We start from the raw sequence: 13458 nt of genomic DNA, 5'->3' as shown, positions 1-13458 counted from the left end.
GGACGGCGTTTGGCGCGCCGTCCGCCAGGGCTTACAATTCGGTTTTGATCCGGCCGCGGGGTTTCCCGCGGCCCGGCCGAACTGTAATCGAAAGCCCCCATGTCCACCCTGACCGAACTCCTCCGCCGCGCCGACGCGGCGCGCGCCGCGCTGATCGAGCGCCTGGCCGCCGAAGACACCAACTGCTACCGCCTGTTCCACGGCAGCGCGGAGGGCATGCCCGGCCTCGCCATCGACCGTTACGGCGAGCAGATCCTGGCGCAGACCTTCCATAAGCCGCTGACCGACGCCGAGCTGGAGGAAATCCGCGCCCATTACCGCGAAGCGCTGCCGGAGCTGGCGCTGGTATACAACGACCGCAGCGAGGCCAACTCGCGCGTCAGCAACGCGCTGTCGCTGGCCGAGCAGGCGGTGGCCCAGCAGGATGTGACCATCCGCGAGAACGGCGTGGCCTTCCATTACCAGGCGCGCCACAAGGGCCAGGACCCCTGGCTGTTCCTCGACCTGCGCGCCGCGCGCCGCCGCGTGATGCAGCTGGCCGAGGGCAAGAGCGTGCTCAATCTGTTCGCCTATACCTGCGGCGTCGGCGTGGCGGCGGCCAAGGCCGGTGCCAGCTTCGTGCTGAACGTGGACTTCGCCGAATCCAGCCTCAGCGTCGGCCGCGCCAACGCCAAGCTGAACCTGCTGGCCTCCCGGCCGCGCTGCCTGCACAGCGACGTGTTCGCCGCTGTGCGCCAGCTGTCCGGCATCGGCCAGCCGGACCGCGTGCGCGGCAAGAAGATGCCCCCCTTCCCCAAGCTCGAGCCGCGCCAGTTCGATCTGGTGTTCCTGGACCCGCCGCGCTACTCCAAGAGCCCGTTCGGCGTGGTGGACCTGGTCAACGATTACCAGGCGCTGTTCAAGCCGGCTCTGCTGGCCACCGCGCCGGGTGGGACGCTGGTTTGTTGCAATAATGTTGCAGAAGTGGACGGCGACGCCTGGCTGGAGAGTCTGAAGCGCAGCGCCGCCAAAGCCGGCCGCGAAGTGCGCGCCGCCGAGTGGATCGTCCCCGACGAAGACTTCCCCAGCATTGACGGCAAACCCCCGCTGAAGATCGTTTTGCTTAGTGTTTGAGACGCATTATCAAACAAAAAAGCCGCGACTTAGTCGCGGCTTTTTGCATAGTTTGAGCCAAGACAACTAAGCGTGAACTCGGTTTAATTGTTTAAAATTAACACTTTATTTTAAATGTAAACGGCTGATATTCTGTTTGACAGGAAGCCCCGGCCGGCGCGGAGCCTTAGCCGCGACCGGATGAAAACGACGGGCATTCCACACATAACAAACAAGGTATCGGGTGAATACATGAAACAAACCATCGTTCTGTCCCTGCTGGCGGGCATGCTGGCCTGCGCTCAGGCGCAGGCCCAGTCCGAACAGCCCCCCAGCGACGAGCTGGACGGCGTGATCTCCGCCGGCAAGCCCTTGTCCGGCAGCGAGGCGCGCGCCGCCTCGAGCCAGGCCAAGCCGCAGCCCGGCAGCGCCACCTACACTTACCTGCGTTGCTATTACCGCAAGAGTCCGGCGGCCAACCAGCCGCAGACCGACTACGTGTGGGCCACCGATCCGTCCAGCGGCGACTACTACCGCGTCAACGGCTACTGGTGGTCGGGCAGCTTCGTCGCGCTGAAGAACATGTTCTACAGCGACACCAGCCAGGACACGCTGCGTTCGGTGTGCCAGCAGACGCTGGCCAAGCAGGGCGTCAACCGTCCGCTAGCGCTGTTCGCCGCCGCCAACAACGTGATGTCGTACAACCACACCATCTGGACGCTGGACAGCGCCAGCCAGGGCAATGCGATCAACCGCATGGTGGTGTTCGGCGACAGCCTGTCCGACACCCAGAACATGTACGGCGCCTCGCAATGGCGGCTGCCGGTGGCCAGCAGCTGGTACGTCGGCCGCTTCAGCAACGGCCGGGTCTGGGTCGAGCATCTGGCCGACCAGCTGAAGCTGCCGTTCTACAACTGGGCGATCGGCGGTTCCGCCGCCGACAGCCACCTGGTGGTGCCGGGCCTGTTGCAGCAGGTGGATTCCTGGACCCAGTACATGCAGAAGGCGCCGGGCTACCGTCCGGAAAACACGCTGTTCACCATGCTGATCGGCGGCAACGACCTGCTCAATTACGGCCGCGCCGTCGATCAGGTGATCGCCGACCAGGGCAAGGCGCTGGACAAGATCATCGCCGGCGGCGGCCGCAATATCGTGGTGCTGACGCTGCCCGACCTGTCGCGCACGCCGTCCGGATCGGCCGGCGGCAAGGCGGCGCAACTGGCGCAGCAGGTGAAGGACTACAACGCCAAGCTGGCGACGCTGGTGGCCAATCTGCGGCAGAAGCACGGCGCGGCGCTCAAGCTCAGCCTGTTCGACGCCTACGGCATGTTTAACGACCTGCTGGCGAATCCGGCCAAGTACCAGGTGAGCAACACCACCCAGCCTTGCCTGAACGTGGCGGCCAACGCCAGCCTGCCCTACATCTCGTCGCAGACGCCGCGGCCGGAGTGCACCAACGCCGACGCCTACGTGTTCTGGGACAATCTGCACCCGACCACGCATACCCACGTGCTGCTGGGCCAGATGGTGGCCGACTTCCTGCGCCAGCAGAACCTGAACCTGTCGGCGCAGGCGCGCAGACGCTGATCCGCCGGGATTTAAGGCTGTCCGCCGACCGCATGCCTTGCCGGCATGCGGTTTTTTGTCGCCGGCGTTTTGCGGATGAAGGCGGGCTGCCGCCGCCTTGAAGGCCGCGCGGCCGGGCTCAGAGGCCGAGCTGGAGCCGCAGCGCCAGGTAGGCGCCGGAGACGGCCAGGGTCGCCAGGGTGATCGGCACGCCGACGCGGGCATGGCGTTTCCAGTCGATGGCGACGCCGCGCCTGGCGGCGGCATCGACGACGATGATGTTGGCGATGCTGCCCACAATCAGCAGATTGCCCGACAGCGTGCTGACCAAGGCGAGCAGCAGGCCGCCCATTTCATGATGGGCGATCGGCAACAGCAGCATCACCGCCGGGACGTTGGAGACGATGTTGGAAAGCAGGAAGGTGGCGGCGAACAAGGGGCAGGGCTGCTCCAGCCGCACGCCGAGGGCCGCCAGGCCGGCGACCGCGTCCGAGGGGAGTCCGGTGCGCTGAAGCGCTTGGTTGACCACGAACAGGCTCATGAACAGGACCAGCAGCTCCCAGTCAACCAGCCCCAGCATCTTGCGGGAATGCAGCTGGCGGCTCATCAGCAGGATGCCCGCGCCGATGAGGGCCATGTGCTCCCTGGGCCACGGCGCCGCCAGGAACGCCGCCAGCAGCGCAGCGGCGATGACGAGGCCTTTCGCGGTTTGCCAGCCATCGAAAGGCGTGTCCTCGCGCGGCGGCTCGGCGGCGGGGGCCTCGGCGGGGCCGGCGTCCAGCCAGCGGCCGCCGGTCTGCCGGACGATCAACGCCCAGCATGCCAGCAGTCCGAATCCCACCGGGAGGGCGGCGGCGAGGAAATAGCCGCCGAAGTCCAGGCGCAGCGTCTGGCCGATCAGCATGTTCTGCGGATTGCCGATCAGCGTCGCGGCCGAGCCGATGTTGGAGGCGCAGGCCAGCGCCAGCAGGAAGGGCACCGGGTCCAGCCGGCGCTGCCTGCAGGCGTCGATCAACACCGGCGCGACGGCCAGGCAGACGATGTCGTTGCTGAACACCGCCGACAGCGCCGCGCTGACGACGGTCAGCGCCGCCAGCAGCCCGGCGGGGCCGAGTGACAGCGTCGCCAACTTGTGGGTTACCCAGTCATAGAAGCCGCCGAGGCGCATCTGCGCCGAGATCACCATGAAGGCGAACAGCAATATCAGCGTGGGCAGGTGCATGGCGGCCACCGCTTGTTCCAGGCTCAGCGCGTTGACGCCGATCAGCGCGATCGCGCCGAGCAGCGCGACGCCGGTGCGGTCAAGCTGCAGGAATGGCAGTCCGCCGAGAATCATGCCGAGATAGACGATGAGGAAGATGGCGAGAATGGTGGTGGTCATGTCGTAAGCGCCGGCGGGCATCGGCCTGTCCCGGGACGGGCCGAGCTTGGGGGTGGGGGAGATGGCTGTTTCATGGCGGCCGGAAGGCGGCGGCGCGCTGCGGCGTTGCCGGCGCGCGCGGCATTCGTCCCGGGCGGGGGCTACTGGTTGGCGCGCACCCAGCGGTACCATTGCGAGAACAGTTCCGGCGTGATCGCGCCGATCACCGAACGTTTCCACACCACGTCGGTCCAGTAGTCGTCGGTGTTGAGGCTGGCCAGGCGGGCGCCGGCCTCTTCGGCGATGACGGCGCCGGCGGCGTAGTCCCACAGCCGCTGGCCGCCGTGCAGGTAGAGGTCGTAGCGCCCGGCGGCCAGGAAGCACCAGTCCAGCGTGCTGGAACCCATATTGCGCTGGCTGCCGCACGGCGCCACGCTGCCGATGCGGGCGGCCAGCTTGCCGGAGCGCAGATATTTGACCTCGACGCTGGCGATGGCGTCGCCCATGCAGTTATTGATGGTTTTCAGCGGCAGCCGGTGGCCGTTCAGCCAGGCACCCTGGCCGCGGCGGGCGTAGAACATCTCGTCCGACACCGGGTTGTAGATCACGCCCAGCTCGCTTTTGCCGTCCACCATCAGGCCGACCGAGATCGCGAAATAGGGCAGGCCGTTGACGAAGTTGGTGGTGCCGTCTATCGGGTCCACCACCCACAGTCCGTCGCGGTTGGCCGCCCACAGCGCGTCCTGTTCGTCGCGCTCCATTTCCTCGCCCAGCACCGGATGGGGCAGGATGGCGGGCAGGCGCCGCTGCAGTTCTTCCTGGCAGGCGAGATCGGCCTCGGTGAACAGGGTGCCGTCGTCCTTGCGGCTCTTGCCGACGCGCAGAAAGCGCGGCATCACCTCGCGGGCGGCCACGTCGCGTACCAGCTGCATCACCTGTTCTAGCACCTGCATCCTTTTCTCCCTGCGTGGTTTCCGCGCGAAAGCGGTTTGCCGAATGGAGCAAACCTAGCAAAATACCGGTATCAACAGCGACTTTCAATATCCGATGCCAAGGTTTTATCTCGACGCCGACCTCGCGGTCGGCCAGCACCTGTCCCTGCCCGATGCTGTGGTGCGTCATATCCAAGTATTGCGGCTGAACGCCGGCGACGCCATCACGCTGTTCAACGGCCGCGGCGGCGAGTACCAGGCCGCGCTCTGTGCGGTGATGAAGCGCGACGCGCAGTGCGTGGTCGAGCGCTTCGACGACGTTTCACGTGAAACCCCGTTGTGGCTGGGTCTGGCCCAGGGCATTTCCGGCGGCGACAAGATGGAGTTCACGCTGCAGAAGGGCGTGGAGATGGGGGTGTCGGTGTTTCAGCCCATCGCCGCCGGCCGTTCGGTGGTCAAGCTCAGCGGCGAGCGCGCCGACAAGCGCGTCGCGCGCTGGCAGGAGATCGTGATCTCCGCCTGCGAGCAGAGCGGCCGCAACACGGTGCCGCAAGTGCTGCCCATCCTGACGCTGAACGAGTGGCTGGCGAAGCGCCAGGAGGCCGATATCCGGCTGATCCTGTCTCCGCGCGGCGACAAGAGCCTGGCACAACTGGCCGACAGGCCGGCGCGCAGCTGGCTGATGGCGGGGCCGGAGGGCGGCTTTTCCGCGCAGGAGGAGGACGCGGCGCTGGCGGCCGGCTGGACGCCGCTGAAGCTGGGGCCGCGCATCCTGCGCACCGAGACCGCGGCGCTGGCGGCGGTGGCGGCGATGCAGGCGGTGTGGGGGGATTACCAGTAGGGTGCGTCACCCCAACGGGGCGACGCGCCCTACAGAAAGCGCAGCGGGTCGATGTGCCATTTCTCCGGCGACTCGTGCTTGACGATGCGGTCGCCGCCGCCGAATCCCATCTTGCGCGACAGGTCGACGATTTCCGGCTGGATATGGGTATTGCTCTTGGTGCTGAAGAACACCTTCACCTTGGGCGAGACCAGATTGTTGTCGTTCTGCTCCACCACCACGCCCAGCCGGCCGCTTTCCAGCCGCACCAGGGTGCCGATCGGATAGATGCCGATCACCCGCATGAAGGCCTGCACCAGCTCCGGGTTGAAATGGAATTTCGACCATTCGTAGATCTTGCGCAGCGCGTCGGTCGGCGACATGCCCTGGTGATAGCAGCGTTCGGAGGTGAGGGCGTCGTAGACGTCGACGATGGCCGCCATCTGTCCCAGCTGCGAAATCTGCTCGCCCTTCAGTCCGGCGGGATAGCCGCTGCCGTCGTGGCGCTCGTGGTGCTGGCCGGCCACCAGCACCGCCGTTTCCGAGATGCCGCGGGTGGCGTGCAGAATCTTCTGGCTTTCCACCACGTGGCATTTCATCACCTGGAATTCCTGCTCGGTCAGCTTGCCCGGCTTGTTCAAGATTTCGTTGGGCACCTTCATCTTGCCGATGTCGTGCAGCATGCCGCCGATGCCGGCGTGGTGTATCACTTCCTTGCTCATGCCCAGGCCGTTGCAGAAGCTGACCATCAGCGCGCCGACGCTGACCGAATGCTGGAAGGTGTAGTTGTCCTTGTCCTTGATCCGGCACAGCGACAGCAGCGCGCCGCCGTTGCGCAGAATCGACTCGGTCAGTCTTTCCACTTGCGGCTCCACCTGCTCCAGCTCAACCTGCTTGCCTAGCCGCACGTCCTGCAGGATGTCGCGGACGATCTGGTTGGCTTCGTCGTGGATGACCCGGGCGCGGCCGAATTCCTCGGCCGCCTCCACGCGGCGGACCACCGTGCTCTCGCGGGAGGCGATTTCGCGCAGCTCGCTTTCCAGCTGCTTGCGCACTTCGCCTTCGCTGCGGGCGGAGGGCAGGTCCAGACCCTTGCGGGTGTCGATGTAGACTTCGTGGATGCCGGCGTCGGCGATTTTCTGGATCTCGCTCTCGTCCTTCACCTTGAAACGGTTGATCAGAAAAGGGTGGGACATCCAGTCGCAGTTCAGGTCGTGGATGTACATGCCGACTTTGAGGTCGCTGACATCAATGCACTTGATCATGGCGCTTGGCGGCCTGTCGCCGCGGAGTGGGATTCAGCAAATCGTCGTGCTTCGACGGATCGGGCCGTCGCCGGACGGTGCCCTGGCGTAGAAGGCGTCTATTTTTCAGCATCAGCCGGAGCGGGCGGATTTGCAAGAATCCCGCCGCGGGAGGCCCGGATCCGGCGACCGCCGCCGCCCATCCAGGGGGCGAGGGCTTGCCGAAGGCGGCGATCATGGGATATATTCCCGCAGTTTTGTTCGGAACGGATGTAATGAGACAAGCGGCATGGCAGCGAAGCGGCATCAGCGACACCCTTGCGGGCGGCGCGGCGGCGTTGCTGCGAGGCGCCACCGTTCCCGACATTCCCGCATTCACGAAAAAAAGCCCCTGACGACAGGGGCTTTTTTTTCGCCCGCAACCGCCAACACGAGGAAAGCGACCATGGCCAATCCACTGTACCGGAAACACATCATCTCCATACCCGACTTCAGCCGCGAGGAACTGGAACTGGTGGTGGACACCGCCGCTCGCCTCAAGCAAAACCCGCGCGGCGACCTGTTGCAGGACAAGCTGGTGGCCAGCTGCTTCTTCGAACCGTCCACCCGCACCCGCTTGTCGTTCGAGACCGCGGTGCAGCGCCTGGGCGGCAACATCATCGGCTTCGCCGACGGCGGCAACACCAGCGCCAAGAAAGGCGAGACGCTGGCCGACTCGATCAAGATCATCAGCTCCTACACCGACGCGGTGGTGATGCGCCATCCGAAAGAGGGCGCAGCGCGGCTGGCTAGCGAGTTCTCGGCGGTGCCGGTGATCAACGGCGGCGACGGTTCCAACCAGCATCCGACCCAGACCCTGCTCGACCTGTTCTCGATCCGCGAGACCCAGGGCCGGCTGGACGGCCTGACCGTCGCCTTCGCCGGCGACCTGAAGTACGGCCGCACCGTTCACTCGCTGGCGCAGGCGCTGTCGCTGTTCGGCGCCCGCTTCTACTTCGTGTCGCCGGAAGTGCTGGCGATGCCGGACTACATCTGCGAGGAGCTGGACGAGAAGGGCATTTCGTACACGGTGGCGACCAGCCTGGAGGAGGTGATTCCCGAGGTGGACGTTCTGTACATGACCCGGGTGCAGCGCGAGCGTTTCGACGAGGCCGAGTTCCGGAAGATCCAGGGCCAGTACGCGCTGCGCGCCGACATGCTGAAGAATGCCCGCCCGGGCATGAAGGTGCTGCATCCGCTGCCGCGCGTCGACGAGATCGCGGTGGACGTCGACGCCACGCCGCACGCCTACTACTTCGAGCAGGCGAAGAACGGCGTCTACGCGCGCCAGGCGCTGCTGTCGCTGGTGTTGAACGAAACCGTGTAATCAGGCAAGCAAAGGACAAAGACCATGCAATACACCCGCACCGTGGAAGCGCTGAAGCAAGGTACTGTGATCGACCACATCCCGGCCGGCGAAGGCGTCAAGATCCTGCGCCTGTTCAAGCTGACAGAAACCGGCGAGCGCGTCACCGTCGGCCTCAATCTGGTCAGCCGCCACATGGGCAGCAAGGACCTGATCAAGGTGGAGAACGTGGCCCTGACCGAGGAACAGGCCAATGAGCTGGCGCTATTCGCACCGAAAGCGACAGTGAACGTGATCGACAACTTCGAAGTTGTAAAAAAGCATAAATTGACCCTGCCCGACGCGGTGGAAGGCATTTTCTCCTGCCCTAATTCCAACTGCATTTCGCATAATGAGCCGGTGAAGAGTGTCTTCTACGTAAAAACACTGGGTCATGACACAAAAATGAAGTGCAAGTATTGCGAAAAGGTGTTCAGTAGGGATATTGTTGCAGAGGTGCGCTAAGTCGTACAAAGGATGAGATAGAGAAATATCAAGAAAACACTGCGTTCGACAGTGGCAGTAAAAATAGGGAAAGCGCCGCGGGAGACTGCGGCGCTTTTCATTTGTTGCGACTCGCGGCTTACGGTCGCGGGAGAGCGGATACCCGACGCGGCCGCTGGAGGCGGCCAGACGATGAAGCCATGGTGGCGCCGTCATGCCTTTGTCCTGAATTTGCCATTGGCGGCCGCTTGCGGCGCGCTGGGGGCTTTGCTGGTGTTGGGCTTCCAATTCGCATTGCATGCGATTGAGCAGGCGCTAAGCGGCCGCAGCGGCAGCCTGGTCGAGATCGCGCGGCAATTGGCGCCCTGGCAGCGCGCGCTGGCCCCGGCGCTGGGCGGGCTGCTGGCCGGACTGGTGCTGGAACAGGGGCGGCATCTGCTGCGCGGCGCCGCCGAGGGCGATTACCTGGAGGCGGTGCGGGTCGGCGATGGCCGCCTCAGCTTGCGCCGCACCCTGGTCAATAGCCTGTCCTCCCTGTGCACGGTGGCCAGCGGCGGCTCCATCGGCCGCGAGGGCGCGATGGTGGCGCTGGCCGCGCTGGGCGGTTCGTTGCTGGGCCGGTTGGCGTCTGTCAGCCTGCCGCGCCGCCGCTTGCTGGTGGCCTGCGGCATCGCCGCCGGCTGGGCCGCCGCCTATCATGCGCCGCTGGCGGCGGTTGTCTTCGTTTGCGAGGTGGTGTGGCGGCGGCTGGACTGGCGCGCGCTGCCGGCGTTGCTGCTGGCCGCCCTGACCGCCAGCCTCACCGTGGACAGGCTGTTCGGCCTTTCCCCCTTATACCAGCCCGCCCCCCTGGGCGCTCCCGATCATTTGGCCCTGGCCGGCTACTGCCTGCTGGCTTTGCTGCTGGGCGCCGCTTCTCCGCTGTTCATGGGCGCGATGGAGCTCGGCCGCCACGCGCTGGGCAGGCTGAAACTGCGCCTGCCGTGGCGGATGGCTCTGGGCGGGGCGGTGGTGGGCGGCCTGGCCTGGTTCTGGCCGCAGATGTGGGGCAATGGCTACAGCACGGTGTCGTGGCTGCTGGTCAGCGATCCGGGCTGGCGGCTGGTGCTGACGCTGCTGGTGTGCAAGCTGGCCGCCACCGCGGCCACCAGCGGCTCCGGCGCGGTGGGCGGCATTTTCACGCCGATGTTGTTCGCCGGCGCGGCCGGCGGCGCGCTGGCCGGCCAATTGCTGAATATGCTGCTGCCGGGCTGGTTGCCGGCCGGCGGCGCGGCGCTGGTGGGGATGGCGGCTTTCCTGGCGGCCACCGCGCGCGCGCCGGTGCTGGCGGCGCTGATGCTGATGGAGCTGACCGGCGCCTACGCGATGCTGCCGCCGGTGGCGCTGGCCGCATGGCTGGCGGCCAGGATCAGCCGCCGCCTGGGCGGCCGGGTCTTGTACCAGGACGAGGCGGAGATCAGGCGTCCGGCGCCGGGCCGCTGCTGGCTTCGTCGATGAAGCGCTGCAGGTAGACCAGATCCAGCCAGCGGCCGAACTTGAAGCCGACTTGCGGCAGCCGGCCCACCTGGACGAAGCCCAGTTTTTCGTGGAAGCGGATCGATCCCTCGTTGTCGGCGTCGACGGCGCCCAGCATGGTGTGCTTGCCCAGCGCCTGGGCATAGGGGAGCAAGGCCTGCACCAGCGCGGTGCCGATGCCCTGGCCGCGTGCGTCCGCGGTCAGGTGCACGCTGTGTTCGACGGTGAAGCGATAGCCGGGGCGGGCGCGGAAATCGCCGAAGCTGGAAAAGCCTAGCGCGCGGCCGTTCTCGTCCTCCGCCAGCAGCACCGGGTAGCCGGCGGCGGCGCGGTCCTGGAACCAGACGGCGAACTCCCCCGGCGTCAGCGGATCGTCGTTGTAGACGGCGGTGGTGGTGGCGATCACTTCGTTGTAGATGTCGAGTATCGCGGCCAGGTCTTCAAGAGTGGCTTCACGAATCTGCATGTTCTGTCCTTGCTTGAGGTCGTTCGGGGCCTTGAGCCAAGGCCTTTGCAATTAACGTACCAGTATTCAACCCGCGGGAGCGATTTTCTTGCGCGGGCTGCGCTTCTTGCGCGGCGGCGCGGCGCTCTCCTCGGACGCCGGCGGGGTCTCGACGGGCGCCGCGGGCTCGGCGACGGCGGGCTCGCCATCGTGGCGCAGCCGGATCTCGCTGTGCAGCTTGGAGCCGTTCCGGCTCTCCTGCACCGTCAGGAAATCCAATTTCTTCACCATCTGCGACAGGCGGCCATGGCCCCAGTTGCGCGGGTCGAACGAGGGATCGTTTTTGGCGAGGTAGGAGCCGACGGCGGACAGTTCGGCCCAGCCGCTGTCGCGCGCCACCGCCTCTATCGCCGAGGTGAACATGTCCTGCAGCGGGTGTTTTTCCCTGTGTGGCGCGGCCTTGGCGCGCGAGCGGCTGTTGCGGGCCTTGGGCTTGTCAGCAGTCGCCGCCGTCTCTGGTTTCGGCTTGGCCGGCGGCGCCGGGCGCAGAATCTCGGTGAACACGAATTTGTCGCAGGCGGCGATGAAGGGGCGCGGCGTCTTCGACTGTTCGCCCAGGCCGATCACGGTCAGGCCGCCTTCGCGCAGCCGGGTGGCCAAGCGGGTGAAGTCGCTGTCGGAGGACACCAGGCAAAAGCCGTCGAAATTGCCGGTGTAGAGCAGATCCATCGCGTCGATGATCAGCGCCGAGTCGGTGGAGTTCTTGCCCTTGGTGTAGGCGAACTGCTGTATCGGCGAGATCGCGTACTGGTGCAGCACTTCCTTCCAGCCCTTGAGCTGGGTGGTGGTCCAATCGCCGTAGGCGCGCTTGACGACGGCCGTTCCGTACTTGGCCACCTCGGCCAGCAGTTCGGCGATCAGCGAGGATTGGGCGTTGTCGGCGTCTATCAGCACCGCCAGTTTGCGGTTTTCCATTGAGTCTTTCGGGTAGGGCGACAGCACATGCTATGCCGGGGCTTTCCCGGCTGTCAAAAACTGGCCGACGCCGCTTGGCCGCGCGCGGCGTCCAGCGCGCGTCCGACGATGCGGTCGACGGTGCCGTCCCGCTTCATGCCGGCCAGCGCCTGGTTCAGTTCGCGGATGAAGTCCTGCTTGTACGGGAAGCGGCCGTCGTCGCGGTCGGTGAAGCCGACATAACCCTGCTCCTCCGATACCGTCGCCGCCTCGGCCAGCTGGCCGTCGCGGTACAGGCCCTGGCGCTGCAGTTTCGCCAGTTCCATGTCTATCGCCAGCTTGTCGTTCTGGTAGCAGTCCAGGTGGCCGCGGATCAGCTTCAGCAGATTGGTGCGGACGTCCGGCGCTTCCTCCATCGAGATCCGTCCCAGGTCTACCAGCGCCCAGAAGGCGTTGCCGCCGAGCCGGAAGCCGGCGTTGTTGCCGAAACGCAGGCCCAGATAGTCGTTTGGCCAGGCCGGGCGCGGCTGCGCCATTACCGGGAGGCGGCAATAGACCACGACTTTTTCGCGCAGCATGGGCAGCGAGTAGGGGCGCATGAAGGGGCGTTCGCCGGGCCGGTAGTAGGGCGGGGACAGCGCCAGCGCGCGGCCGGCCTCCAGTTCCGCCAGCCCGCGCTTCCACGGCACCGGATGCAGCTCTATCCGGTAGCCGCGCAGGCGGCTGGAGGCCGCGCGCAGGATGTCGTTGTAGATGCCCCGCGCCTGGCCGGCCGTTTCATACGAGTAAGGCGGATAGCCGTTGTCGGTCAGGATGGTCACGGTCAGCGGCGCCGCCGCGCAGCTGAAGGACCACAGCATCGACAACAGTAGGCGGGCGATGGACTGGCGCATCGCGGTCATGCTCCGAGAGACGAATACCATCGTTATAGCGCGTGGCCGGTGGCGCGGCTTTGGCGTTGGCGAAGGCGGCGGAGGGCAATGCAATGAGACGAGGGGAGGAGGCGAGCGGGGTATGGCGGGGCGAAGCCGGCGCGGCGCAGGAGCGCGCGCGCCGGCTCAGTCCGAGGGGCCGATTACTTCTTGGCGATGGTTTTGCCGTAGGCTTCGGCGGAGGCCTGCATCTTGGGCAGCAGCGCCTTTTCGGCCGACTTCAGCGTTTCGCCGGCGATGCCGTTGATGATTTGCGGCTGCTGCTTCAGCATCTTCTGGCCGGCCGGCGTCTTGTAGAAGGCGTTGATCTGCTTCAGGTCGTCAGCGGTGAACTGGGCGCTGAAGTTCTTCACCACGGTCTGCTCGAACTGGCTCTTGACCGCGGCGGAGCCGAAGTAGTCGGCGGCCAGTTTCTGGATGCCGTCGCCGTAGCCCTTCAGGCCGGCTTGCGCTTTCTTCTGCTGGGCTTCGGTCAGCTTGATCTTGTTCTTGACGAAGTATTCCTGCAGCAGCGGCAGCGCGCTGGCGGAGGTGCGTTGCGCCAGCTCCGGCAGCATATTGTCTAGATTCAGGGTGGCGGCCAGTTCCTTGGCTCCGGCTTCCTGGGCGGCGTCGGCGTGAGCCAGCAGCGGCATGGTCAGCAGCAGGGCGGCGATGCCGGCCTTGATCGAGCGGGAAGCAAACATGGCAAATCCTTTGATCTGGTAATGGATGTCGAGCCGGCAGTGTGACACCGGCCGGTGTCCAGGTCAAAGCCCATGCGGTCAGGG

General features: G+C 65.9%; 14 protein-coding genes. 6 read left to right on the top strand and 8 right to left on the bottom strand.

Annotation, left to right across the window (positions count from 1 at the left end; all coding sequences use genetic code 11):
- Positions 1 to 99: 99 nt before the first annotated feature.
- Together ACY3GB_RS13430 and ACY3GB_RS13425 are read left to right on the top strand one after the other, a co-directional pair.
- Positions 100 to 1113: a class I SAM-dependent rRNA methyltransferase gene (locus ACY3GB_RS13430; protein ID WP_463089177.1), complete on the top strand. Its 1014-nt coding sequence runs from the start codon at positions 100 to 102 to the stop codon at positions 1111 to 1113.
- A gap of 231 nt (positions 1114 to 1344) precedes the next feature.
- Positions 1345 to 2679, top strand: coding sequence for an SGNH/GDSL hydrolase family protein (locus ACY3GB_RS13425; protein WP_463089176.1), 1335 nt, complete (start codon positions 1345 to 1347; stop codon positions 2677 to 2679).
- A 118-nt stretch (positions 2680 to 2797) separates the two neighbouring features.
- Here the strand turns inward: ACY3GB_RS13425 and ACY3GB_RS13420 are convergent, their stop codons facing one another.
- Both ACY3GB_RS13420 and ACY3GB_RS13415 read right to left on the bottom strand, forming a co-directional pair.
- Positions 2798 to 4258 carry an anion transporter gene (locus tag ACY3GB_RS13420; protein ID WP_463089175.1) on the bottom strand — a complete coding sequence of 487 codons (1461 nt, stop codon included), beginning with the start codon at positions 4256 to 4258 and terminating at the stop codon, positions 2798 to 2800.
- Positions 4180 to 4971: an inositol monophosphatase family protein gene (locus tag ACY3GB_RS13415; protein ID WP_463089174.1), complete on the bottom strand. Its 792-nt coding sequence runs from the start codon at positions 4969 to 4971 to the stop codon at positions 4180 to 4182. The genes ACY3GB_RS13420 and ACY3GB_RS13415 overlap by 79 nt, the downstream gene beginning before the upstream one ends.
- A gap of 94 nt (positions 4972 to 5065) precedes the next feature.
- Between ACY3GB_RS13415 and ACY3GB_RS13410 the strand changes: the two genes are divergently transcribed.
- On the top strand, positions 5066 to 5791 hold the full coding sequence (locus ACY3GB_RS13410; RefSeq protein WP_463089173.1) for a 16S rRNA (uracil(1498)-N(3))-methyltransferase: 726 nt from the start codon (positions 5066 to 5068) through the stop codon (positions 5789 to 5791).
- Positions 5792 to 5820: 29 nt separating this feature from the next.
- Here the strand turns inward: ACY3GB_RS13410 and ACY3GB_RS13405 are convergent, their stop codons facing one another.
- A complete protein-coding gene (locus ACY3GB_RS13405) occupies positions 5821 to 7035 on the bottom strand; it encodes an HD-GYP domain-containing protein (RefSeq protein WP_463089172.1) in 1215 nt (404 codons plus the stop codon).
- The gene (locus ACY3GB_RS13400) at positions 7019 to 7252 is read right to left on the bottom strand and encodes a hypothetical protein (RefSeq protein WP_463089171.1); all 234 of its coding nucleotides are present in this window, start codon (positions 7250 to 7252) and stop codon (positions 7019 to 7021) included. Before ACY3GB_RS13400 ends, ACY3GB_RS13405 begins: the two co-directional genes overlap by 17 nt.
- 207 nt (positions 7253 to 7459) lie before the next feature.
- Here ACY3GB_RS13400 and pyrB point away from each other — a divergent pair, with 207 nt between their 5' ends.
- From pyrB to ACY3GB_RS13385, 3 genes are all read left to right on the top strand, one after another.
- Positions 7460 to 8380, top strand: coding sequence for an aspartate carbamoyltransferase (gene pyrB / locus ACY3GB_RS13395; RefSeq protein WP_463089170.1), 921 nt, complete (start codon positions 7460 to 7462; stop codon positions 8378 to 8380).
- A 24-nt stretch (positions 8381 to 8404) separates the two neighbouring features.
- Positions 8405 to 8863: an aspartate carbamoyltransferase regulatory subunit gene (gene pyrI, locus ACY3GB_RS13390; protein WP_021477474.1), complete on the top strand. Its 459-nt coding sequence runs from the start codon at positions 8405 to 8407 to the stop codon at positions 8861 to 8863.
- Positions 8864 to 9034: 171 nt separating this feature from the next.
- Positions 9035 to 10339, top strand: coding sequence for a chloride channel protein (locus ACY3GB_RS13385; RefSeq protein ID WP_463089169.1), 1305 nt, complete (start codon positions 9035 to 9037; stop codon positions 10337 to 10339).
- On the opposite strand, the gene ACY3GB_RS13380 is transcribed toward ACY3GB_RS13385, so the two are convergent.
- The 4 genes from ACY3GB_RS13380 to ACY3GB_RS13365 form a co-directional block, all read right to left on the bottom strand.
- Complete coding sequence (locus ACY3GB_RS13380; RefSeq protein ID WP_463089167.1) at positions 10299 to 10823, bottom strand: N-acetyltransferase family protein; 525 nt, start codon at positions 10821 to 10823, stop codon at positions 10299 to 10301. The two genes, ACY3GB_RS13385 and ACY3GB_RS13380, sit on opposite strands and share 41 nt — an antisense overlap.
- A gap of 66 nt (positions 10824 to 10889) precedes the next feature.
- Positions 10890 to 11777, bottom strand: coding sequence for an NYN domain-containing protein (locus ACY3GB_RS13375; RefSeq protein WP_463089166.1), 888 nt, complete (start codon positions 11775 to 11777; stop codon positions 10890 to 10892).
- A 53-nt stretch (positions 11778 to 11830) separates the two neighbouring features.
- Positions 11831 to 12658, bottom strand: coding sequence for a substrate-binding periplasmic protein (locus ACY3GB_RS13370; RefSeq protein WP_463089165.1), 828 nt, complete (start codon positions 12656 to 12658; stop codon positions 11831 to 11833).
- Positions 12659 to 12831: 173 nt separating this feature from the next.
- Positions 12832 to 13374, bottom strand: coding sequence for a DUF2059 domain-containing protein (locus ACY3GB_RS13365; RefSeq protein ID WP_463089164.1), 543 nt, complete (start codon positions 13372 to 13374; stop codon positions 12832 to 12834).
- Positions 13375 to 13458: the final 84 nt, after the last annotated feature.

This window comes from Chromobacterium sp. Ag138 (genome assembly GCF_055181315.1).
This window is presented reverse-complemented; position numbering and strand designations above follow the sequence as displayed.